At 76.6% G+C, this 22,096-nt stretch carries 16 protein-coding genes; 12 read left to right on the top strand and 4 right to left on the bottom strand.

Annotated features, from left to right (window positions below):
• The first annotated feature begins 159 nt into the window (after nucleotides 1-159).
• The 6 genes from ACIQBJ_RS03400 to ACIQBJ_RS03425 all read left to right on the top strand — a co-directional run bounded on the left by ACIQBJ_RS03400 (nucleotide 160) and on the right by ACIQBJ_RS03425 (nucleotide 5,868).
• Complete coding sequence (locus tag ACIQBJ_RS03400; RefSeq protein ID WP_400702657.1) at nucleotides 160-1,329, top strand: DUF5685 family protein; 1,170 nt, start codon at nucleotides 160-162, stop codon at nucleotides 1,327-1,329.
• Between the two features lie 44 nt (nucleotides 1,330-1,373).
• Nucleotides 1,374-1,916 carry a GNAT family N-acetyltransferase gene (locus tag ACIQBJ_RS03405; protein ID WP_400702660.1) on the top strand — a complete coding sequence of 181 codons (543 nt, stop codon included), beginning with the start codon at nucleotides 1,374-1,376 and terminating at the stop codon, nucleotides 1,914-1,916.
• A gap of 11 nt (nucleotides 1,917-1,927) precedes the next feature.
• Nucleotides 1,928-2,989 carry an NAD(P)-dependent oxidoreductase gene (locus tag ACIQBJ_RS03410; RefSeq protein WP_400702663.1) on the top strand — a complete coding sequence of 354 codons (1,062 nt, stop codon included), beginning with the start codon at nucleotides 1,928-1,930 and terminating at the stop codon, nucleotides 2,987-2,989.
• Nucleotides 2,990-3,105: 116 nt separating this feature from the next.
• The gene (locus ACIQBJ_RS03415; protein ID WP_400702666.1) at nucleotides 3,106-4,107 is read left to right on the top strand and encodes a DUF4232 domain-containing protein; all 1,002 of its coding nucleotides are present in this window, start codon (nucleotides 3,106-3,108) and stop codon (nucleotides 4,105-4,107) included.
• 89 nt (nucleotides 4,108-4,196) lie between these two features.
• The gene (locus tag ACIQBJ_RS03420; protein WP_400702669.1) at nucleotides 4,197-4,970 is read left to right on the top strand and encodes a hypothetical protein; all 774 of its coding nucleotides are present in this window, start codon (nucleotides 4,197-4,199) and stop codon (nucleotides 4,968-4,970) included.
• Nucleotides 4,971-5,040: 70 nt separating this feature from the next.
• A complete protein-coding gene (locus ACIQBJ_RS03425; protein WP_400702672.1) occupies nucleotides 5,041-5,868 on the top strand; it encodes a hypothetical protein in 828 nt (275 codons plus the stop codon).
• A gap of 42 nt (nucleotides 5,869-5,910) precedes the next feature.
• On the opposite strand, the gene ACIQBJ_RS03430 is transcribed toward ACIQBJ_RS03425, so the two are convergent.
• Together ACIQBJ_RS03430 and ACIQBJ_RS03435 are read right to left on the bottom strand one after the other, a co-directional pair.
• On the bottom strand, nucleotides 5,911-7,854 hold the full coding sequence (locus ACIQBJ_RS03430) for an amino acid transporter (protein ID WP_400703483.1): 1,944 nt from the start codon (nucleotides 7,852-7,854) through the stop codon (nucleotides 5,911-5,913).
• A gap of 297 nt (nucleotides 7,855-8,151) precedes the next feature.
• A complete protein-coding gene (locus tag ACIQBJ_RS03435) occupies nucleotides 8,152-8,598 on the bottom strand; it encodes a TIGR03618 family F420-dependent PPOX class oxidoreductase (protein ID WP_400702675.1) in 447 nt (148 codons plus the stop codon).
• A gap of 227 nt (nucleotides 8,599-8,825) precedes the next feature.
• Between ACIQBJ_RS03435 and ACIQBJ_RS03440 the strand changes: the two genes are divergently transcribed.
• Both ACIQBJ_RS03440 and ACIQBJ_RS03445 read left to right on the top strand, forming a co-directional pair.
• Complete coding sequence (locus ACIQBJ_RS03440; RefSeq protein WP_400702678.1) at nucleotides 8,826-9,494, top strand: response regulator; 669 nt, start codon at nucleotides 8,826-8,828, stop codon at nucleotides 9,492-9,494.
• 104 nt (nucleotides 9,495-9,598) lie between these two features.
• Nucleotides 9,599-13,069 (top strand): DUF4132 domain-containing protein, encoded by a 3,471-nt coding sequence (locus ACIQBJ_RS03445; protein WP_400702681.1) that lies wholly within the window; start codon nucleotides 9,599-9,601, stop codon nucleotides 13,067-13,069.
• 123 nt (nucleotides 13,070-13,192) lie between these two features.
• On the opposite strand, the gene ACIQBJ_RS03450 is transcribed toward ACIQBJ_RS03445, so the two are convergent.
• Nucleotides 13,193-13,921 carry a DUF2625 domain-containing protein gene (locus ACIQBJ_RS03450; protein WP_400702684.1) on the bottom strand — a complete coding sequence of 243 codons (729 nt, stop codon included), beginning with the start codon at nucleotides 13,919-13,921 and terminating at the stop codon, nucleotides 13,193-13,195.
• Between the two features lie 665 nt (nucleotides 13,922-14,586).
• Here ACIQBJ_RS03450 and ACIQBJ_RS03455 point away from each other — a divergent pair.
• From ACIQBJ_RS03455 to ACIQBJ_RS03470, 4 genes are all read left to right on the top strand, one after another.
• Nucleotides 14,587-15,693 carry a hypothetical protein gene (locus ACIQBJ_RS03455; protein ID WP_400702687.1) on the top strand — a complete coding sequence of 369 codons (1,107 nt, stop codon included), beginning with the start codon at nucleotides 14,587-14,589 and terminating at the stop codon, nucleotides 15,691-15,693.
• Between the two features lie 131 nt (nucleotides 15,694-15,824).
• The gene (locus ACIQBJ_RS03460) at nucleotides 15,825-18,539 is read left to right on the top strand and encodes a hypothetical protein (RefSeq protein ID WP_400702690.1); all 2,715 of its coding nucleotides are present in this window, start codon (nucleotides 15,825-15,827) and stop codon (nucleotides 18,537-18,539) included.
• A 149-nt stretch (nucleotides 18,540-18,688) separates the two neighbouring features.
• On the top strand, nucleotides 18,689-20,125 hold the full coding sequence (locus ACIQBJ_RS03465) for a ferric reductase-like transmembrane domain-containing protein (protein ID WP_400702693.1): 1,437 nt from the start codon (nucleotides 18,689-18,691) through the stop codon (nucleotides 20,123-20,125).
• A gap of 32 nt (nucleotides 20,126-20,157) precedes the next feature.
• A complete protein-coding gene (locus ACIQBJ_RS03470) occupies nucleotides 20,158-20,319 on the top strand; it encodes a hypothetical protein (protein ID WP_400702696.1) in 162 nt (53 codons plus the stop codon).
• Nucleotides 20,320-20,345: 26 nt separating this feature from the next.
• Here ACIQBJ_RS03470 and ACIQBJ_RS03475 read toward each other — a convergent pair whose 3' ends face one another.
• Complete coding sequence (locus ACIQBJ_RS03475; RefSeq protein WP_400702699.1) at nucleotides 20,346-22,058, bottom strand: GAF domain-containing protein; 1,713 nt, start codon at nucleotides 22,056-22,058, stop codon at nucleotides 20,346-20,348.
• Nucleotides 22,059-22,096: the final 38 nt, after the last annotated feature.

A 22,096-nucleotide genomic window follows, 5' to 3' on the forward strand; every position in this document is an offset into this window, starting at 1 on the left:
TCCCCCGCCCCTGCCTGTCGGCGGGTACGAGTCGGAGCCTTCTGCCCGCCCACCGGCCATGCCCCACCCGCCCCGGCAGGTGCGGATCGGAACCTTCTGCCCTGCGGGGTGCGTCACTAGGATGGCGCAGGTCAAACGGGTGGGGCGGAAGGGGCGCGTGTGTTCGGGATCATCAGGCCGTGTCGGCACCGGTTGTCGGAGCGGCTGCACGCTTCGTGGATGGCGCACCTGTGCGGGTTGTGCCTGGCGCTGCGGGACGACCACGGGCAGTTGGCGCGGACGGCGACCAACTACGACGGTCTGGTGATCTCGGTGCTGGTGGAGGCGCAGTCGCCGAAGGCCGCCGACCGCCGGACGGCCGGGCCGTGCCCGTTGCGGGGGATGCGGACGGCGCCGGTGGCGCGCGGCGAGGGGGCCCGGCTGGCGGCGGCGGTCTCGTTGGCGTTGGCGTCGGTAAAGGTCCGGGACCACGTGCTGGACGGTGACGGCGTGTTCGCGCGCCGCCCGGTCGCGGCGGGGGCGCGGCGGGTGACGCGCCGTTGGGAGCGGCAGAGCGCGGGCAGCGCGGCCGTGGTGGGTTTCGACACGGGGGTGCTGCTGGCGGCGGCAGGGCGGCAGGAGGCGGCGGAGTCGGCGGTGACGGCGGGCGGCCCGCTGCTGCTGGCGACGGCGCCGACGGAGGAGGCCACTGCGGCGGCGTTCGCGCACACGGCGGTGCTGGCGGGGCGTCCGGGCAACGCGGCGGCGCTGGCCGAGGCGGGCCGGCTGTTCGGGCGGCTGGCGCACCTGCTGGACGCGGCGGAGGACCGGGCGGAGGACGAGGCGAAGGGCCTGTGGAACCCGCTGACCGTCACCGGTACCGCGCAGGCGGAGGCGGAACGGCTGTGCCGGGACGCGGTGCACGGCATCCGGCTGGCGCTGTCCGAGGTGGAGTTCACCGACCGGGCGCTGGTGCACCGGCTGCTGGCGCACGAGACCGGCGAGGCCGTGGACCGGGTGTTCGGGCGGCCCGGTCACGCCTGCGCGAGCACCGCGCCGCCCGGACTGGACCCGAACAACCCGTACCAGCGGCCCGGCCACGGCCACCCGGAGGAGCCGAAGCAGCCGCGTTCGCTGATCCCGGGCTGCGCGGTGTGGCTGGCGATGGCCTGCACCTGCCAGTTGCTGTGCTGCAGCCACGACGACCCGTTCTCCCGGGAGCGCCGCGAGGCGTACTGCCGGCGCAACGACTGCTGCGACGGGTGCGACTGCTGCAGCGGCTGCGACTGCGACTGCTGCAGTTGCTGCGACGGCTGTGACTGCTGCGACTGCGGGTGCGACTGCGGATGACGGGCCCGGACGACGGGCACACCGGAACGGAACGGGGAGCGGGCATGACGGACGGGTCGGGGTCGGCGGAGTCGGGGTCGGCGGCGGTGGAGCTGGCCACGTGGGGCTGGCCGGAGGTGCGGGCGCTGGGCGGCGGCGCGGCGGACCCGTTCGAGGTCGGCGTGCTGCCGGTGACCTGGCGGCCGAAGGACCGGCACTTCGGGGTCCGGCGGGGCGGGCGGGTCGTCGCCCACGCGGGGCTGGTGACGGCGCCGGTCGAGGTCGGCGGGCGGCGCTTCGAGGTCGCGGGCGTCGGCGGGGTGATCGTCGACCCGGGGTGGCGGGGCCAGGGGCTGGCCCGGATCGCGGTGGCGGGGGCGCTGGACGCGGCGCGCGCCGACGGGCTCGGCCTGGCCCTGCTGTTCTGCCTGCCGGACCGGGCCCCGCTGTACGCCCGGCTCGGCTGGACGGCGCTGCCGGACCCGGTGACGGCGGACCAGCCGGACGGCCCGGCGCCCGTTCCGCTCGGCGCGATGTGGACGGCCGTCGCGGCGGGGGCCCGCTGGCCGGACGGCGGTCCGGCGCGGCTGCACTCCCTCCCGTTCTGATGGGCCGTCAAGTGCCTTCGGCCGCACGGGTGCTGCTGCTGGACGCCGCGCCGGGCGAGCTGCTCGGGCGGGAGTTGGAGCGGCTGCTCGGGCACGGGCTGGACGTCACGCTGAACCTGCGCCGGGTGGAGCGGCCGGACGAGGCCCGGGCGGCCTGGGCCGGGCGGGTGGCGTTCACCGATCTCGACCTGTTCGACCCGGCCGCACTGGTGGCCGAAGTCCGGTGCGGCGGGCGGGGGTTCGACGCGGTGAAGTCCCGGGCCGGGGCCCCGCTGCGGGCCGGGTTCCTGGCGGCGGCGACCGATCCGGCGCTGGCCCGCCCGCTGCGGGCGATCGGCCGGGCGGGCGCGGGCACCGACCACGTCGACCTGGCGGCGGCGGCCCGGCTCGGGGTGGCCGTCACGCACACGCCGGGCTCCAACGCGGAGGCCGTCGCCGAGTTCGCCCTGGCCCAGGCACTGGCCCTGACCCGGCAGCTGGTCGGCCTCAACGCCGCCTGCCAGCAGGGCGCTTGGGTGTCGCCCGGGCCGTCCCGGGGCCTGTCGGGGCTGCGCCTGGGCATCGTCGGGCTGGGCCGGACCGGGCGGGCGCTGGCCGTCCGGGCGCGGGCGCTCGGCCTGCGGGTGTCGGCCGGGTCGCGGACGCCGGCGCCGCTGGAAGGGGTCGAACTCCTGGGCTCGCTGGACGAGTTGCTGGCTGTGAGCGACGTCCTCTCGCTGCACGTCCCGCTCACCGACGCGACCCGGAACCTGATCGGGGCCCGGGAGTTGGCGCTGCTGCCGCCCGGCGCGGTGCTGGTGCACACGGCGCGCGGCGGCGTGGTCGACGAGCACGCCCTCGCGGCGGCGCTGCGCGACCCGGCGCACCCGCTCGCGGCGGCGGCCGTCGACACCTTCGTCCACGAGCACGCCGCCTTCGCCTCCCCGCTGGTCGGCCTGCCGAACGCCCTGCTGACCCCGCACGTGGCGGGGATGACCCGGGACGCGATGGAGCGGGCCGCGCTGCGCTGCGCGGACCAGCTCGCCGCCCTGCTGGCCGGCCGCCCCGAGGGCGTCCCGCTCGCCCGGCCCTGACCGCGGGTCCCGCCCGGACGGCGGGCCCGGACGGCGGGTGTGCTGTTGCGGGGCTGTTGCGGTGGCTGTGAGCCGGGCCACAGTCCGGTGCGTGCACGATGTGATCGGATGGGCGGATGACCGCGCCCGTCCTCCCCTCCTCCCCCGCCGTGCGGCGTCCGCTGCCGCTGGCGGCGGGCGGCACCGCGCTGTTCGCCGTCCTGGCCCTGGCGGGGTGCGGCAGCGTGTCCGGGTCGGCGGCGGGCGGCGGTCCGGCGGCGTCGGCGTCGGCGGGCCCGTGCGGGGCGGCGGCGGTGTGGCCGACCGGCGGGGCGGAGCCGCATCCGGGCTGGTCGATGGACGGGGTGCGCATCCTGGCGGCGAACGAGGTGTGCGCGGAGTACGAGGTGACCAACCGGGGCACCGAGCCGATGGACGTGTCGGTGCTGTTCCGCCGGTCGGGCGCGGGCGAGTTTCCGAGCGACGATCCGACCGCCACGGTCAGGGCCGTTCCGGCGGGCGGGACGGCGACGGGCCGTTTCACGGTGGGCGGCGGCGGGGTCGGCGCGCAGCGCAAGGGTGCGGACCGGCCGCCGATGGTGCCCGACGTGCGGGTCCTCCGGGTCCGCAGCGTGCCGACGGCCGAGGCGCCCGCGCCGGACGGCCCGTGCCCGGCCTCCGGGATGCGGGTGTTCACGGACCGGCCCGACGCCGCGATGGGCCTGCGGGCGGTGGGGCTGCACCTGGTCAACTGCGGGACGGCGGCGGTCGAGTTGAACGGCCGCCCGGAGGTGGAGGTGCTCGACGGGGCGCACCGCCGGGTCGACTCGGTGCGCGTGCTGGCCGGCGGCGCGGAGATCGCCACGGGCACCGGCGCGGACGTGCCGCAGCGGCGCTTCACCCTGCGGTCCGGCCAGGGGGCGGTGGCGGTCCTGGTCTGGCGCAACACGACCGGCCTGGAGTCGGAGCCGGTGAACGCCCCGTACGCGCGGGTGCGGGCCGTCCCGGGCGCGGCGCCGGTGATGGTGACCCCGGAACTGGACCTGGGCACCACGGGCCGGCTCGGCGTCGGCGCCTGGGCCCCCGAGCCCGCCGGCCCGAACGGCGCCCCGGGCACACCGGGCACACCGGCCCGCTGAGCGCGGGTTCATGAAAGAACGTCAGATGTGACATTACTGTGATGTGATGATCAACTTCTGACAGTCCGGGCTCACTACCGTGGATCGTCATGCGCCCTTCCGACCCCGCGCCAGGCGGCGACCACGATCCCGACTGGAACCTCACCCTCGACGAGGAGTTCGTCCGCGCCGCGGCGTTCCGGGAGGACACCCTGCACGCGCGGCCCGCCGGGCCGCCGGAGCCCGGGCCGCGGACGGGGCTGCGCAGGCTGGTGCTGAGCGGGAGCGCGCTGGTGCTGGCCGCCGTCGGCGCGTGGCTGCTGTACGTCCCGGCGAGTCGCGCGCCGGAGTCCGCCACCGAGGTGAACGCCGCCGCCGTCCCCCCGCTCGCCCTGCCGGCGGACTGGGTCGCTCCGCTCGACGCCGTCTTCCCCGAGCGGCCCGCCGCGCGGCCGGCCGACCGGCTCGGCCCCGCACCGGTCCGGGAGTCGGCCGCCGACCTGCCCTCCTGCGCCGACCCCGCCGTCCCGGCCCCGCAGGGCGAACTGCTCCGCCGGGCGGGCCGCTGCGTGGCGGCGCAGCGCGCGGTCTACACCGTCGGCGAGGGCCGCCTGACGATGTCCGTCCTCACCATGGCCTCCGCCGAACAGGCCGACGCCGCCGTGTCGGCCCTGCGCACAGCCCCCGCCGCCGACCCCGCGGCACCGGCCGCCGACCCCCCGCCGTCCGTCGGCCGGGCGGACCGCACCGTGTGGCTCTACACCTTCACCGGCACCGCCCCTGCTCCCACCCCCTTGCCGTCCCAGCTGGTCGGCCAGTTCATGGCCCGCTGGACGACCCGGGCCGAACAGGCGTCCGCGGGCGGCCCGACACCGGCACGCTGATCGGAAGTGTGATCGGAATGTGATCCTCACCTACTCATCGCATACGTCATTTTCACTACGGTACGTCTTTATGCCCCACCCCGAACCGCCGCGCGGCCCCGAGGACGACTCCGCCTGGAACGTCCCCCTCGACGAGAACTTCATCCGCTCCGCCCGCTTCAAGGAGTCCGAACTGCCCGGCCGGACGGGCGGTGGCGAGGCGCCCCGGCCGAAGCGGGTCTGGCCCCGCAACCTGGCCCTCGCCGTCGGCGCGGGCGTGCTGACCGCGCTCGGGTACGTCCTGGTCCACCCCGCCGAGGAGGACAGCAGCACCCCGGCCGCCGCGCCGCCCACCGCCTCGGCCACCGCCACCGCCTCGGCCACCGCCGCTGCCTCCTCCCCCTCCTCGCTGCTGGCGCTGGACAAGCTGTTCCCGGCGAAGGTGACCGGGTCCGGTGGGGCGGAGTACACCCTGGTCGCGTCGAAGACCATGGACTCCTGCGTGGAGGGCGACTCGGTGGGCCCGCGGCTGATCCAGCTGATTCGGACCTCGGCCAAGGGGTGCCTGGCCGAGCAGATCGCGCTGTACACCGACGCGCGGCACAACCAGTACAACCTGGCGGTGTTCACCATGAACGACCAGGTCGACACCGCCCGCCTGGTGACCGAACTGACCATGGCCTACGACGACTACCAGGTCGGCGTGCAGGCCCCGCCGCCGGGCTCGGGGCTGGCGACGCTGTCGGAGACCAGCGGTCTGGTGCAGAGCTTCACCGGCACGGGCCGGGCCACCCTGGTCGGCATGGGCCAGTGGGCGGACGGCCGGAGCCGCGACTTCCAGGAGCTGGTGGACCAGCACCTGACCCCGCTGCAGCGGGCGGTCGGCAAGACCCTCTCCGACCACGAGAACGCCCGCTGACCCCCCGTCACCCGGGGACGGCGGGCCAGCGGGGGCGTCCGTTCAGCCGACGTGCACCCGGGGGCGGCGGGCGCGGTCGGCCTCGGCCTCGCGGAGGACCTCGCGGGTGACGGGCGCGACCTCGCCCTGGCCGAACAGGAAGAAGCGCAGGAACTGCGCGAACGGGTTGCCCTCGGTCCACTCGAAGTAGATGTGCGGCAGCTGGCCGGTGGTGTCGCGGACGTGCAGCAGTATCGCGGCGAGCGCGTTCGGGACGCTGGAGTGCTCCAGCGTCAGCACCCGGTAGCGGTCGTGCAGCACCTCGCCGCGGACCTTCAGCTCGGCCTCGAAGTCGGACGGGTCGAGGACGGTGACCTCGACGAAGACCAGGTCGTCCTCGGTCGGGATGTCGTTGTCGGCCCGGATCTGGTGCACCTTGTCGCGGTACTCGGCGAGGTCGCGGCCGGACGGCTCGTTGGCGATGAAGCGGATCGTGCGGTGCGCGGTGTCCCGGACGAAGCGCTCCGCGACCTCGTCCAACTGCACGTCGATGACCCGGAGTTCGAAGGCGCGGGCGAGCCGGGAGGCGAGCGAGACCAGCACGATGCCGGCGATGAAGCAGGCGCCGATCTTCACGCCGTCGGGGCGTTCGGCGATGTTGATCGCGGTGGTGTAGAGGAAGACCGCGGCGATGGCCGCGAAGCCGATCGTCCAGCCGCGCTGGCGGGCCGCCCGGGCGGCGATGGTGACCGCGATCGCGGCGGAGGTGATCAGCACCAGCACGCCGGTGGCGTACGCGCCGCCCTGCTTGTCGACGTTCGCGTCGAACAGCCAGGTGATCAGGAAGGCGATCGCGGTGAGCACCAGCACCATCGGCCGCACCGCGCGGGCCCAGTGCGGGGCCATGCCGTAGCGCGGCAGGTAACGGGGCATCAGGTTGAGCAGCCCGGCCATCGCGGACGCGCCGGCGAACCACAGGATGGCGATGGTGGACAGGTCGTAGACCGAGCCGAACGCGCCGCCCAGGTAGTGGTGGGCCAGGTAGGCGAGGGCGCGGCCGTTGGCGGGGCCGCCGGGCTCGAAGTCCTGGGCGGGGATCAGCAGGGTGGTGATGAAGCTGGTGGTGATCAGGAAGCAGCTCATGATCACGGCGGCGGTGGTGAGCAGCTTGCGGGCGCCGCGGACGCGTCCGACGGGGCGCTCCTCGGTGTCGTCCGGGTCGCCCTCGATGTGCGGCATCACGGCGACGCCGGTCTCGAAGCCGGACAGGCCGAGCGCGAGCTTGGGGAAGACCACCAGGGCGACGCCGATCATCGCGACCGGGTTGCCGTGCTCGACGCTCAGCGCGTGCGTCCAGTCGGTGACCAGGGACGGCGCGGTGACGACGTGCCAGAGGCCGACGGCGACCACCACCACGTTCAGCGTCAGGTAGACGGCGACCAGCACGATCGCCACGCCGATGGCCTCGCTGAAGCCCTTCAGGAAGACCGCGCCGAGCCCGGCCACCAGCACCATCGTGATCAGCACCTGGTGGCCGCCCAGCACGCCGGACAGGTGCGGGTTCTCCACCAGGTGGGCGGTGGCGTCGGCGGCGGACAGCGTGATGGTGATGATGAAGTCGGTGGCGGCGAAGCCGAGCAGCGCCAGGACGAACAGCTTGCCCTTCCAGAACGACAGCAGCCGCTCCAGCATGGCGATCGAGCCCTCGCCGTGCGGGCTCTCCTGGGCGACCCGGCGGTAGACCGGCAGCGCGCCGAACAGCGTCACCAGCACCAGCACGACGGTGGCGACCGGGGAGAGCAGGCCGGCGGCGAGCGCGGCGATGCCGGGCTGGTAGCCGAGGGTGGAGAAGTAGTCGAGGCCCGTCAGGCACATGACCTTCCACCAGCGCTGGCCCCGGTGCTGCTCGGTGGGCTGGGCGTGCGGCCCGGGGTGCTGCTTGGCCATGTCGGACAGGCCCTCCAGCAGCCAGGCCCGGAATCGCTCCCGGGCCGGGCCTCCGTCCATGGGGGCGGAAGTCACCACAGTGCTGCTCCTGTCGCGGGTCGCGGGGGACGGGCCCCGGGGCGGCCGGGGGCTCCGGCCCGCCGGGCGGACTCCCACGCCAATGTAGGTCAGCTCCGCCGCCGTCCGGGGCAGGCTGGAGCGTAACGCCCCCCTTCGGCCCAGCCCGGCACCGGTACCGGCCACTTGACGATCCCTTGATCACCCGTTGCCGCCCGGTTTGCCCGGCCGCCCACCGACCGGCCGACCCACCGCCCCGCCGACCCGCCGCCCCACCGACCCGCCGACCCGCCGGGGCGGTCAGGGAGCGGGGACGGGGCCGCCGGGGCGGAACCGCTCCACACCCACGATGTGCCGCACCTTGACCGGGCTCACGATCACCGAGACCCGCCGCTCCCCCGGCATGGTCCACTCGAAGCGCTCGACGCCCAGGTACTTGCGGGCCAGCCGGTCCATCCGCTCGTGCGCCTCCGGGCCCTCGACGAAACGGGTCACCACGCCGCTGATCTGCACCCGGTCGAAGGGGTCGGCGGCGTCCGCGTGCGAGAGGTACACGCGGGGGTCACGGCGGAGGTTCTCCTCCTTCACCCGGCCCACCGAGGTGTTGAACGTCAGCTCCCCGTCCCCCTCCAGGTCCACCCACATCGGGCTGACCTGCGGCGCCCCGTCGGCGAACACCGTGCCGACGTACCAGATGTTGGGGGCCAGCAGGCGGGCGCGGACGGCCGCGTCGAATGTCGAAGTCATCGCGGGAGGCTAGCAGTTGGGGCGGCGGAACGACCCGGGAACGCTCCGGGGGCGCCGCGGGGTCCGTCGACCGGGTGCGGACGGTTCGAGCACGTTCGGGCCGGGGGCGTCAAGGGCCGTTCGGTCCCGGGTGCGGGTGGCGGACGGGGACGGGAGGGCCCTGTCGGCGGGCGGGCGGGGTTTGGCAGACTGCGGGGTGTTGCGGTCCGCGAGGAGGAGTTGCTGCCATGTCCGAGGCTTCGGCGCCGATCAGGGTGTTCCTGCTGGACGACCACGAGGTGGTCCGCCGCGGGGTGCACGACCTGCTGGACTCCGAGCCCGACCTGGAGGTCGTGGGCGAGGCCGGGACGGTCGAGCAGGCGCTCGCCCGGGTGCCCGCGCTGCGCCCCGACGTCGCGGTGCTCGACATGCGGCTGCCCGACGGCGACGGGGTGACGGTCTGCCGCGAGCTGCGCTCCCGGATGCCCGGGCTGGCCTGCCTGATGCTCACCTCCTTCGACGACGAGGAGGCCCTGCTCGACTCGATCATGGCGGGCGCGGCGGGCTACGTCCTCAAGCAGATCAGCGGCACCGACCTGGTGACCGCGATCCGCACGGTGGCCGCCGGGCAGTCGATGCTCGACTCCGGCGCGGCGACCCGGCTGATGGCCCGGCTGCGCGGCGAGTCGCCCGCGCCCGCCGCCGGGGTCCCGCAGCTCACCGACCGGGAGCGGGAGATCCTGGCGCTGATCGGCGAGGGCCTGACCAACCGTCAGATCGGCGAGCGGGTGTTCCTGGCCGAGAAGACCGTCAAGAACCACATCTCCCGGCTGCTCGCCAAGCTCGGGGTGGAGCGCCGGGTGCAGGCCGCGGTGATCGCCACCCAGACGCTGGCCGCGCAGTCCACCGGCCGCTGAGCCCGCCCCGCCCGTACCCGCCCGTACCCGCCCGCGGCGGCGGGCGTTGTCGGGGCCGCTCGCTAGGGTCCGGACGAGGACGTCGGCGGGTCTGGAGGGGAACAGTGCGCTACGGCGGACGGGTCAGGGCGGGCAGGGCGGGCAGGGCGGCGGAGACGGGGCCGGGGGCGGGGCCGGGCGCCGCTCTGCCGGACGAGGACGTGCTGGTGCCGCCGGAGTCCTGGCGGGCGCTCGCCCTGCCCTGGCGGCGGGACGGGGCCGCGCCCACCGGGGCCGTCGAGACCGCGTCGGCCGCAGTGACCACGGCGACCGCAGTGGCCACGGCGACCACCGAGGCCGCCGCGGAGGCGGTGGAGCGGCGGCGGATCGCCGACAACCGCCGCTGGATCGACCTGGCGCTCGACGCCCCGGACTCCCACCCGCCGGCGGTGCGGGCCGCCCGGGCCCACCTGCGCGGCATGCCGGACCCGCTCGGCGCGGTCACCGTCGCGGCGCTGCTGTGGGAGACCTGGGGGTCGGACGGGTTCGCCGAGCTGGTGGACTCCTGGATCGTCCGGTTCGGCCTCGGCTTCGCCGCCCGGGCCGCGCTGACCTCCTTCGAGGTGGACACCCGGCAGGCCCGCCCGAACCGGCACGTCTGCCGGCTCCTGCCCGGCGACCCGGAGCAGGTCGAATTCAGTTCCATGCCGCTGGAGTTGGGGCTGGCGATCGCCGTTCGCCGGGCGCTGGCCGCCGCCGACGCCGAGCAGCACCGCGCCGCCGTCGCCGAGTTGACGGCCGCCCGGAGCACGGCGACCCGCCGGGCCGTGACCGCCTTCCTCGCCCCCGACGTGCCCGGCTGGGTGGACGGCTGCCTGGACGAGGAGCCCGGCCTCGGGACGGCGGAGGGCTGGCTCCTGCGCACCCTGCTGCTGTTCGCGGTGCGCGGCCCCGAGCAGGTCGAGCGGCTGCCGGCCGGACGCACCGCCCCGCTCTCGCCCGGCTGGACCGAGCGGCTGGCCGCCACCCTCGCCGCCGGGCCCGGCGCGGCCGGGGCACCGCTGCTGGTGGCGCTGCTCGACCGCGCGCACACCGGCCCGGCGGCGCTCCGGCTCGCCGAGCTGCTGGCCGAGTTCCCGTCCGACGCGGCCTTCGGCGCGCTGCTCGACCGGATCTCCGACCACGAGGTGCGCCCGGTCCTGCTGCGGGCCGTCGACCGCCGCCCGGTGCGCGCCTTCCGGCTGCTGGCGGCCGCCGCCCGGGCCGGCGGGCGGCCCGGCGAGGCCGCCCGGCAGCTGCTGGACGGCCGGGTGGCGGCGCTCGGCCCCGAACTGCCCGCGCTGCTGGCCAGGTTGGACGGGCCGACCGCCGCGTTCGTCGGCGCGCTGGACGACGCCCGGGAGCGGGGCGTCGAGGCCCCTGTCGCCGCACTGCCCGCCCTGCTGGTCGCCCCGCCCTGGCTAGGGCCGCGCACCGCGCACCGGCCGAAGGCGCTGACCGGCGTCGAGCCCGACCCGGCCGTCCGGGTGGTCTGGCGGGACGGCGAGGCCGCCGCGTGGGCGCGGGACGACGACCGGCACCGCGCCTACCCGGAGGGCACCGACTGGCGGGCCGAGGCGGAACGGCGGCTGCGCACCGGCGGCCTCTGGTACGGCGTCCGGCTGCTGGTCGAGGGCCCGGCCGAGGTACTGGCCCCCTACCTGGCGACCTGGCGGCCCGCCGACTTCTGGGCCGACGCCGAGTCGCTGCGGCCGGTCCTCGCCAAGTACGGGGAGGCCGCCGTCCCGCTGCTGCGCGAGGCCGCGCTGGTCCGGCCGGGCCGGACCGCGCAGGTGCTGCTGCCGGTCCTGGACGCCGGGGCGGCGGGCGTCATGGCGGACGCCCTGCTGCGACTCAAGTCGCTGCGCCCGACGGCCCGTTCGTGGTTCGAGCGGCACGGGGTGGCGGGCGCGCTGCTGCTGGCGCCGGCCGCGGTCGGCCGGGCGGGCCGGGCGGGCCGGGCCCGCGACGCCGCCGAGCACGCGCTGCGACTGGTCGCCGGGCGGCACGGCGCGGACGTGCTGCTCGCCGCGGTGACGGAGCGCCTGGGGGCGCGGGTGGCGGCCGAGGTCCGCCGGACGCTGGCCGCCGACCCGCTGGTGGCGGCGCTGCCCGCCCGCCTGCCGGAACCGGCTCCGTGGCTGCACCCCGGCGTGCTGCCGCGCCTGCTGCTGCGGGACGACGGTTCGGCGCTCCCGCCGTCCGCCGTCCGGCACGTCCTGACCATGGCCGCCCTCGGTCGGCCGCGCGACCCGTACCCCGGGCTGCCGCAGGTCGCCGCGCTGCTGCGGCCCGAGTCGACCGCCGCCTTCGCGCGGGCGCTGTTCGAGGAGTGGCGGCTGGCCGGGATGCCCGCCGCGGACGCCTGGGCGCTGCACCTGCTCGGCGAGTGGGGCGACGACGGGGCGGCGCGGCGGCTCGCCACCGTCCTGTGCGAGTGGCCGGGCCAGGGCGCGCACCGGCGGGCCGCCGAGGGCCTGGACGTGCTGGCCGCGCTCGGCACCGACACCGCGCTGCGCCAACTCCACTCCCTGGCCCAGCGGGTGAGGTTCAAGGGCCTGCGCACCCGGGCCCAGGAGAAGGTCGCCGAAGTCGCCGAGGCCCTCGGTCTGACGCCCGACCGACTGGCCGACCGCCTCGTCCCCGACCTCGGCCTCTCCCCCGACGGCACCACCGTGCTCGACTACGGGGCACGGACGTTCACCGTCGGCCTCGACGAGCAGTTGCGCCCGTACGTGCTCGACGGCGCGAACGGTCGGCGACGCAAGGACCTGCCCGCACCCGGCCCGCAGGACGACCCGGAAGCGGCGGCCGCCGCCCGCAAACGCTACGCCGCGCTGAAGAAGGACGCCCGGGCCCTGGCCACCGAGCAGCTCACCCGCCTGGAAGCCGCCATGGTCTCCCAACGCAGCTGGGAAACCGGCGAGTTCACCGACCTGCTGGTGGCGCACCCGCTGCTCGGCCACCCGGTCCGGCAACTGCTGTGGACGGCCGACGGCACCGCCTTCCGGATCGCCGAGGACGGCACCCCCGTCGACGTTCACGACGTGCCCTTCCCCCTGCCCGCCGGCGCCGAGGTCCGCCTCGCCCACCCGGCACTGCCCGGCCCGGACCTCGCCGCCTGGACAGCCCGGTTCGCCGAGCGCGGACTCGCCCAGCCGTTCCCCCAACTCACCCGCCCGGTCGACGTGTTCACCCCCGAGGAGGCAGCCGGGTACCGGCTGCACCGGTTCGAGCGCGCCACCGTTCCGACCGGCCGCCTGCTGTCCTTCGCCCGACGCAGCTGGCAGCGCGGCACCCCCGAGGACGGTGGCGTGGAGCGCTGGTTCCACAAGCCCCTCCCGGACGGCCGCCACCTGGTGGTCCAACTCCGTCCCGGCATCTGCGTCGGCCTGGTCGGCGAAGCCCCCGAGCAGACCTTCGAAACCGTCTGGCTGGACACCCGCCCCGGCGACCACTGGCCCGTCCCCGGTCGGCCCCCCGAGCGCCTCGGCACCCTCGACCCGGTCACCTCCTCCGAACTCCTCACCGAACTAGGCAGGTTGACGTCCCCCTGAGCGGCACCCCCGCGCCCTCCCCCTCGCGTCGACCGCCGAACGGCGGGTCAGGAGCAGCCGTGCACGACACCGGGAGCAGCCGTACAACCGGTTCCCGGGAAAGTTCGGTGGAGGCGCGGTGACTCAGACCAGGCCGAGGAAGCCGGGGACGGAGGCGCCGGTCTGCCGGGCGAAGTCGGCCGCCAGGCCGAGGACTTCGCGCATCGGCACGGCACGGCGGCTGGTGGTCGACAGGTCGGCGGCGGCCTCCTCCGACCAGAGGAACGGGTAGGTGGAGATCCCCTGGCCGGGGGTGAGCCCGGCGGTCTCCTCCTCCCAGCCGGGCCAGCGCAGGCCCTGGTAGAAGGCGGTCGAACCGCCGGAGAGCAGCCAGCCGATCCACCCGGAGTGGCCGATGCCCAGGGCCTCCCAGGCCAGCGTGTCGGGCGCGAAGTAGACCACCTGGCCGGGCGCGCCGGGGCGGTGCGCGGCCGCCGGGTCGTGGCCGTTGAGCACGAAGACCCCGCCGAGGACGTCGTGGCCGACGACCAGCCCGTCCGCCGGGTACCAGGCCGGGTCGAACTCCGCCGGGAACCCGTTGACCTGCCCCAGCCCCGGGACGCCCTCGGGGCCGTCGGCCCGGCCGCCGCCGAAGACCCGCAGCCAGCCGCCGTCCACCAGCAGCCCGCCCGTGTGCAGGGTCAGCGCCCCCAGCGTGGACCGTGCGGTGACCTGCGTCTGGAGCAGGCAGCGCGCGCCCTCCACGGGGTCGGCCGGGAGCACCCGCACGGGGACGGCCGCACCGGCCAGCAGGTCGCGGAGTTCGGGCCAGGCCGGGTCGTCGACGTCGGTCAGCTCTTCGATCGTTCGCATCCGGCGATGATGCCACGCCGGCGCGACCGCCCCGGGCCGGGCAAGGGGGCCGCGCAAGGAGGCCGGGCAGGGGGCCGACCGGCGGGGCGGCGGGAACGGAACCGGAACCGGAAGCGGGGAGGCGTGGTTCCGGCCGCCGGTGGGGGTGCGGGGCGGGGCGGCGGGCGGGCGGTGGGGCGGGTGGGGCGACGGGGTGGGCGGGGCGCGGCGGCTGGGGGGTGCGGGGCGGGGGTGGCGGGGGTCGGATCGGCCGGGAATCGACGGGCGTGGGCATGCCGGGGGTATGGGCCGCCGGGGCTTGCCGCTCCTAGCATGTGAGGCGCCGTCGGGCGGCCGCCCGTGCGGTGACGGCCGCTGCCCGACCCGCTGTCCGGGGTGGCGGCGGCCCGTTCCCGGGCGTCCCGGCGTGCCGCCGGCCGCGCCCCGCACCATCCCCGTCCCGCAGTGGTCCGGCACGTGCACGACGTGTCCGCGACGCCGCCGCGAGGGCGTCGGGCTCCCTCGCTCCGCTGCCGGTCGGTGCGGCCCAACGGGCCTGCCCGGTCCGGTAGTTCGAACGGTTCGTCCCGTCCCGGTCCGGCTCCGGCCGCGCCCCGGGCGGGAGTCGTCGCGCCCGCCCGAGCCTTCGGGCGGCGACCGTCCTCACCACTCTGGGGGTTACGTCCATGCACGACCGATTCGAAGCGTCGGGGTTCAGACCCGCCCGCAGCGTCCCGCTGGTCCTCGCCCTGCTGGCGGCGCTGCTGGCGGTGGTCGTCCCGGCGGCCGCGCCCGCGCACGCCGCGGTGCCGGACCGCTGGGGCTTCGCCTACCTGGACAACCCGACGCCGCCGCCGGGCTACGTGCCCGACACCACGCGCCAGTGGGGCAGTTGGGCCTCTCCGGCCGCGAACCCGGTCAAGGTCGACCAGGTCGGCCTCGGCGCGTACGTGGTGCACTTCCCGCTGATCGGCGGGCCGGGCGGGATCGCGCACGCGACCGCCGTCAACCGGACCGGCACCTGGTGCCAGATCCAGGGCTGGGGCACCGTCGGCACCGGACTGGACGTCAAGGTGGCCTGCTACAAGCCGACCGGGACGCCCGACAACTCTCCGTTCACGGTGCTGTTCACCAGTAGCACCGGCACGCCCGCGCCGCCCGGCGGCGACTACGGCTACCTGTACTCGACGGTGAGCGGCGCGCTGGTGACGCAGTACAACTCCTCGGGCGGGGCGAACCTGTCCAGCCACGGTTCGACCGGCATCTGGAAGGCGTGGCTGCCGGGCCTGGGCTCCTCGACCGAGCTGGGCAACGTCGAGGTGACGGCCGTCGACCCGTCGCAGGGCGCCCGCTGCAAGGTGGCGACCTGGGCCCCGGCCGCGACGGGGCAGACCTTCGTGGTGGCCTGCTTCAACGCCGGCAACGTGCCGTACGACACCCAGTGGACGCTGAGCTACTCGGTCAAGCGGGCCGTGCACGGCCCGGCGTTCCCGCCGAAGTCCTTCGGCTACCTGTGGTTCAACGGCGGGGTGCCCGGCGGGACGAACTTCAACTCGGTGGGCGGCGTGAACGGCTTCGCGGCGGGCGTCCCCGCCACCGTCACCCTGCCGGGCGTGGCCGTGCCGTCCGACACCGCGCAGGTCACCGCGTACGGCACCGGCCCGGGCTGGTGCCAGCTGGCGCTGCCGTGGAGCCGGGTCTCCGGCACGGTGAAGCTCAACCCGCTCTGCTTCAACCCGGGCGGGGCGCCGGTCTCGGCCCCGTTCCTGACCGCCTACACCTCCGCGTTCTGACCCGACGTCGGCCCGGGCGCGGCCGCCCCTCCGGGGGCGGTCGCGTCCCGCCCTGTCGGGGGCGGTCGCTAGGGTGCGGCGCAGTGATCGTCCGACTGTCCGGTCAACCGATCACACGCATGATCGGATGGGTGGATCGGATGGTTCTCGCGGGTGGTCCGGGGGGCACGGTGCGGCGCTGGGAGCTGGCCGGCGGCGGGGCGGCGAGGTTCTGGGAGGCCGAACTCCTCGGCGGGACGGTCCGGGTCCGCGCGGGCCGGACCGGCGCCGACGACGGAACCGGCTGGGGCGTGCATCCGTTCGGCGATCCGGCCGTCGCCTCGACCCGGCTGGCCGGGATGATCGCCGATCAGGAGCGCCAGGGGTACCGCCCGGTCGGCGCCGCACCCGCCGTCGGCGGCCCGCTCCCGGACGAGGACACCCCGACCCTGCCCGACCACTGGCGGACCCTGGTGGTGCCGCGGCGCGGCGGCCGGGCGCAGTCCCCGGCGGACTGGCCGGACGCGGCGGCCGTCGCCGTCGAGGACGCGCTGATCGCCGGGAACCGCACCGCCGTCCAGTGGGTGTGCCGGTCGGAGCGCACCGACCCGGAGCTGCTGGAGGCCGCCCGCGCCTACCTGCACGGGGCGGCCGACCCGCTGGGCGCGGCCTGTGTCGCGGCGATGCTGCCGCCGGTGCACCTGCCCCACCGCACGGCCGGGGGCGACCTGGTGGACGCCTGGACGGCCCGGCACGGCCTGGCGTTCGCGGCCCGGGCGGCCGTCGAGTCCTTCGGCATCGACTACCGGGCCGCCGACCCGGACGCCCACCGGACGGGGCTGACCCGGCCGAACCGCTTCACCCGGCACCTCGGCGAGGCCCAGACGGCACTGCTGCGCTGGACCAGGCACCTGCTGTCGATCGCCGGGCGTCCCGCCTACGAGGAGGCCCGGGCGGCGGTCGCGGAGCTGCGCACCGACACCGACCGGCGGGCGCTGGCCGCGTACCTGTTCCCGGCGGAGACCGGCTGGGTGGACGCCGCGCTCGACGAGTTCCCCTCGCGGCACGGCAACGACACCCAGGTGCGGCAGCGCCAGGTGCTGTCGGCGCTCGGCACGGCGGCGCAGGTCGCCCGGCTGGGGGCGACCCCGCCGCACGGGTACGTGTGGACGCCGGCCGTGGTCGCCACCCTCGCCGACGGCGTCGGCACCGCGTGCGTGCCGCTGCTGGCCGCCGCGCTGCGGGTGCACGTGGACGGCGAAGCGGTCCGCGAACTCGCCGACTACCTCCTGGAGTTCCCCTCCGACGAGGCGTTCGCGGCCCTGCTGGAACGGGCCGAGGACCGGCACGTCGGGCCGGTGCTGCGACAGGCCGCGGACCGTCAACCGGTGCGCGCCACCCGCATGCTGGCCGCCGCCGCCCGGTCCGGCCGGCCGATGGCCGGGCACCTGCTGGACCGCCACCTGCGCACGCACGCGGACGTGCTGCCCGCGATCCTGGCCGAACTCGACGCCACCACGGCCGCGTTCGTCACCGCCCTGGAGGCGGCCGGGCCCCCCGCGCCGACCGCCCCGCCCGAGGCGCTGCCCGCCGTGCTGACCGCCCCGCCCTGGGAGCGGCCGCGCCGGCCCGCCCGGCCGAAGGCGCTCCCGGGGCTGTTCACCGACCCGGAGCCCGAACTGCGCTGGCAGGACGGCGAACGGGCCGCCTGGGCGGACCCGGGGCACGCCGACGACCGGTGGGACCACCCGGAGTCGACCGACTGGGCCGTCGAGGCCGGGCGGAGCTTCGGGACCGGGAGCCCCGGCCAGGTCTGCCGGCTGCTGCGCCTGGGCCCGGCCGAGGTGCTGACCCCGTACCTGGCGTCCTGGCGGCCGCCCGCCGCGCACGGGGACGCGCAGCACCTGCGTCCGGTGCTGGCCCGGTACGGCACGGCGGCACTCCCCGCCGTGCTGCACACCGTCCGACTGCTGCCGGGTTCGGCCTCGCCGCTGCTGCTGCCGGTGCTGGACGCGGACGCGGCCCGGCTGCTCGCGGAGGGCCTGACCACGCTCAAGTCGGTTCGCGGGACGGCCCGTTCATGGCTCGCCCGGCACGGCACGGCGGGGGCGCTGCTGCTCGTCCCGGACGCCGTGGGCCGTCCGGGCCCGGCCCGGACGGCCGCCGAGCGGGCGCTGCGCCTGGTCGCGGCGGACACCGGGGCCGGGGCGCTGGTCGCGGCGGTGGCGGAGCGGTTCGGCCCGGCGGTGGCCGGGCCGGTCGAAGAGCTGCTGGCCGCCGACCCGCTGGTCGCCGCGCTGCCCGCCCGGATGCCGCACCTGCCGGACTGGGCCGACCCGTCGGCCCTGCCGCCCCTGCTGCTGCCCGACGGTTCGGCGCTGTCCGGGCAGGCCGTCCGGCGGGTGCTGGCGATGGCGGCGCTGACCCGGCCCCGCGACCCGTACCCGGGGCTGGCGCAGGTCGCGGAGGTGCTGCGGCCGCAGGCGCTGGCGGCGTTCTGCTGGGCGCTGTTCCAGGAGTGGCGGCTGGCCGGGATGCCCGCCAAGGAGGGCTGGGCGCTGCACCTGCTGGGCGAGTTCGGCGACGACGCGGTGGCGCGCGGCCTGACGCCGGTGCTGTGCGAGTGGCCGGGCCAGGGCGCGCACCGGCGGGCCGTCGAGGGCCTGGACGTGCTGGCCGCGCTCGGCACCGACACCGCGCTGCGCCAACTCCACGCCCTGGCGCAGTGGGTGAAGTTCAAGGGCCTGCGCACCCGCGCCCAGGAGAAGGTCGCCGAGCTCGCCGACGGACTCGGCCTGACGCCCGACCGACTGGCCGACCGCCTCGTCCCCGACCTCGGCCCCTCCCCCGACGGCGGACGGGAGTGACGGCCACCGGGCGAGGGGCGATTACCGTTCCTTGCAGGTTCCTTAAGCCCGCGCGGGCTGCCGGCCCCGGGGAGGCTGGCTAGGGTCGTGGACGGGCCGCCGGCGCACCGGCCGGACCGTCCCTCACCTCCAGCGCAGGGTCCCTCGCCATGACCGTTCCCGGTGACCTCCCGTCACCCGCCCCGCCCGTCCACCCGCCCGCGACCCGTCCACCCGTCCGCCCGACCCCGACCCGCCTGTCCGCCGCGCGGCACCGCGCCCGGGCCGGGGCCGGCACCGTCCCCCGGCTGAGTCCGCAGGCCCTGCTGCTCGGCATCCGGGCCGGGGGCGCGGCGACGGCGGCCTGCTGGGCCGTGGGAGCCGTGCCGTCCGCGCGGCTGGCCGCGGTCCTGGCGACGGGGGCGCACCTCGCCGGGCTGCTGGCCGACTACGGGATGCTGGTGATGCTGCTGCTGATGGCGCGGGTGCCCGCGATCGAGCACGGGGTCGGCGCGGACGTCCTGGCCCGCTGGCACGCCCGGGGCGGCCGGTACGTGCTGGCCCTGGTCGGGGCGCACGTGCTGCTCGCGGCGGCGGGCTTCGCGGCCTTCTCCGGCCGTGACCTGGTCGCCTCCGTCCGCGCGCTGCTCGCCTTCCCGGCCCTGGCCGCGGCCGCCCTCGGGACCGCGCTGCTGGCCCTGGTCGGCGCGGTCTCGGCGCGGGCGGTGCGCCGCCGGGTGCGCCACGAGACCTGGCGGGCCGTGCACCTGCTGACCTACCTGGCCGCCTCCCTGGTGTTCGCCCACGAGGCGGCCGGGCCGGACCTCGCCGACCCGCCGTTCTTCGCCCTGCTGTGGTCGCTGCTGCACGCGCAGGTCGCGGTGCTGCTGCTCTGGTACCGCTGCGCGGTGCCGCTCCGGCAGGTGCTGCGGCACCGCCTCCGGGTGGTGCGGGTGGAGATCGAGGGGCCGGACGTCGTCTCGGTGCTGATCGCGGGCGAGCGGCTGGACGAACTCCGGGCGGAGGCGGGCCAGTTCTTCCGCTGGCGGTTCCTCACCCGCCGCCTGTGGTCGACCGCGCTGCCGTTCTCGCTGTCCGCGGCGCCACAGGCGGGCGCGCTGCGGATCACCGTCAAGGCGCTGGGCGACCACACCCGCCGGGTCCGGCGGCTGCGCCCCGGCGTCCGGGTGGTCGCCACCGGGCCGTTCGGGTCGATGACCGCGCACCGGCGCACCCGCCGCAAGGTGCTGCTGCTGGCCGGGGGCGTGGGCATCACCCCGATGCGGGCGCTCTTCGAGACCCTGCCGGGCGGCCCGGGCGACCTCGCCCTGCTGTACCGGGCGGGAAGCGCCGACCACCTGGTGCTGCGTCGGGAGCTGGAGGAGATCGCGGCCCGGCGGCAGGCCGAGCTGCACTACCTGCTCGGGTCCTCGGACGGCGAGTACAACCCGCTCGCGCCCGCGCTGCTGCTCCGGCTGCTGCCGGACCTGACCGAGCGGGACGTGTTCCTGTGCGGACCGCCGGGCATGACCGCGGCCGCCGTCGAGGCGCTGGGGCGGGCCGGTGTGCCGCCCCGGCGCGTCCACTGCGAGACCTTCGCCTTCTGAAACCCCGACGGTTCCCGAGGAGCCACGCCCCCATGACCTTTCCGCCGTCCGCCGCCGACCCCGCCCGTCGACGCCGCCTGGCCACCGCGCTCGGCCTGCTCTGCGCGGGCCTGCTGGCCGGCACGCTGCTCTCCCTCGACGTGCGGCCCGCCGCCCCACCGCCACCGGACCGGACCCCGGCGGAGCACCGCTGAATCCGCGCGGAACTCCTGACGGAACGTCAGTGTACGAGCGGGGCGGTCCAGTTGAGGACGGTGCCGCCGGTGGGCGGGGCGGTGACGGCGAGGGTGCCGCCGAGGGCGTCGGCGCGTTCGGCGAGGTTGCGCAGGCCGCTGCGGCGCCCCTGCGCGGGGATGCCGACGCCGTCGTCCTGGACGGTGAGCGCGACCTGGCCGCCGGCGGCCTGCAGGGTGACCTCGACCCGTCCGGCCCGGGCGTGCCGGGCGGCGTTGCTGAGCGCCTCGCCGAGGACGGCGACCAGGTGGTCGGCGACCTCGGGCGGGACGTCGGTGTCGAGCAGGCCCTCCATGCTCAGCCGGGGCGCGAAGCCCAGCGCGGCCTGCGCCTCCTCGACCACGTGCACCGCGCGGGCCCGCAGGCCCTGCCCGGCGCCCGCCTCGCGGACCCGCAGCCCGAAGATCGTCGACCGGATGATCTTGATGGTCTCGTCCAGGTCGCCGACGGCGCGCAGCACCCGGTCGGCCGCCCCGGGGTGGTCGATGAACCGGGACGCGCTCTGCAGCGTCATGCCGGTCGCGAACAGCCGCTGGATCGCCAGGTCGTGCAGGTCCCGGGCGATCCGGTCGCGGTCCTCCAGGACCGCCAACTGCTCGGCGTCGCGCCGCCGTTCGGCCAGCTCCAGGGCCAGCGCGGCCTGGTCGGCGAAGCCCAGCAGCGGGTCGATCTCGCGCTCGGTGAACTCCGGCTCGCCCGCCGCCCGGACCAGCAGCAGCACCCCCTCGGTGTGCCCCTCGGCCCGCCCCAGCGGCACCGCGACGGCCGGGCCCATCCCGTCGAACCGGGCCGCCCCGGCCCGGTAGCGGGGGTCGGCCGCCAGGTCGTACGAGGTGGTCGGGACGCCCTCGACGCAGGCCGCGCCGCACAGCGTGCCGTGCAGCGGCACCGTCGCCCCGAGCCGCCCGGCGCTCTCCCCGCCCAGCGCCAGTTCCACCCGCAGCCCGCCGTCGTCGGGCAGCGCCGTCAGCACGTCGGCCCGCCGGGCCCCGCTGATGTCGCAGGCCCGCTGGGCGATCAGCTCCACCACCTGGGTGCGCGAACTCCCGGACAGCAGACGGCGGTTGATCTCGGCGGTGGCGGTCAGCCAACGCTGCCGGCGCTGCGCCTCCTCGTACAGGCGGGCGTTGTCGATCGCCACTCCGGCGGCGACCGCCAGCGTGGCGATCACCGACTCGTCGTCGTCGTCGAAACCGGCCGCGCCGCGCTTGTCGGTCAGGTAGATGTTGCCGAACACCTCGTCCCGGACCCGGACCGGCAGGCCCAGGAAGGTCCGCATCTCCGGGTGGTGGGCCGGGCAGCCGGTGGACGCCGGGTGCCGCTTCAGGTCGTCCAGGCGCAGCGGCTGCGGGTGCCGGATCAGTTCGCCGAGCAGGCCCTTGCCGGTCGGGTAGGGGCCGATCCGGGCGATCTCCTCCTCGTCGAGGCCGACGGTGAGGAACTGGGAGAGGGTGTCGCCGTCGGGGCCGATGATGCCGAGCGCCGCGTACTTGGCGTCGGCGAGGACGGCCGCCGCCTCCACGATCCGGCGCAGCACCTGGGTGAGTTCGAGCTCCCGGCCGACCGAGAGCACCGCCTCCAGCAGGCTGTGCACCCGGTCCCTGGTGCCGCGGGCCACGTCGATCCGGGCCTGCAGTTCGGCCAGCAGCTCGTCCAGCCTGAGCTGCGGGAGCCGCGACCGCACTTCCTCCTCGCGCACCGCGCTCCTCCTCGTCCGTCGCTCCGCCGCCCCGCGAT

Source organism: Kitasatospora sp. NPDC088391 (genome assembly GCF_044753345.1).
Lineage (GTDB): Bacteria > Actinomycetota > Actinomycetes > Streptomycetales > Streptomycetaceae > Kitasatospora.

What these genes read in the sequence shown, in the direction of transcription:
- ACIQBJ_RS03415 (WP_400702666.1), top strand. Translation starts at nt 3,106, where the DNA reads ATGACCGCGCCCGTCCTCCCCTCCTCCCCCGCCGTGCGGCGTCCGCTG.
- ACIQBJ_RS03450 (WP_400702684.1), bottom strand. Translation starts at nt 13,921, where the DNA reads ATGCGAACGATCGAAGAGCTGACCGACGTCGACGACCCGGCCTGGCCC.
- ACIQBJ_RS03420 (WP_400702669.1), top strand. Translation starts at nt 4,197, where the DNA reads ATGCGCCCTTCCGACCCCGCGCCAGGCGGCGACCACGATCCCGACTGG.
- ACIQBJ_RS03455 (WP_400702687.1), top strand. Translation starts at nt 14,587, where the DNA reads ATGCACGACCGATTCGAAGCGTCGGGGTTCAGACCCGCCCGCAGCGTC.
- ACIQBJ_RS03470 (WP_400702696.1), top strand. Translation starts at nt 20,158, where the DNA reads ATGACCTTTCCGCCGTCCGCCGCCGACCCCGCCCGTCGACGCCGCCTG.
- ACIQBJ_RS03425 (WP_400702672.1), top strand. Translation starts at nt 5,041, where the DNA reads ATGCCCCACCCCGAACCGCCGCGCGGCCCCGAGGACGACTCCGCCTGG.
- ACIQBJ_RS03435 (WP_400702675.1), bottom strand. Translation starts at nt 8,598, where the DNA reads ATGACTTCGACATTCGACGCGGCCGTCCGCGCCCGCCTGCTGGCCCCC.
- ACIQBJ_RS03465 (WP_400702693.1), top strand. Translation starts at nt 18,689, where the DNA reads ATGACCGTTCCCGGTGACCTCCCGTCACCCGCCCCGCCCGTCCACCCG.
- ACIQBJ_RS03405 (WP_400702660.1), top strand. Translation starts at nt 1,374, where the DNA reads ATGACGGACGGGTCGGGGTCGGCGGAGTCGGGGTCGGCGGCGGTGGAG.
- ACIQBJ_RS03430 (WP_400703483.1), bottom strand. Translation starts at nt 7,854, where the DNA reads ATGGACGGAGGCCCGGCCCGGGAGCGATTCCGGGCCTGGCTGCTGGAG.
- ACIQBJ_RS03440 (WP_400702678.1), top strand. Translation starts at nt 8,826, where the DNA reads ATGTCCGAGGCTTCGGCGCCGATCAGGGTGTTCCTGCTGGACGACCAC.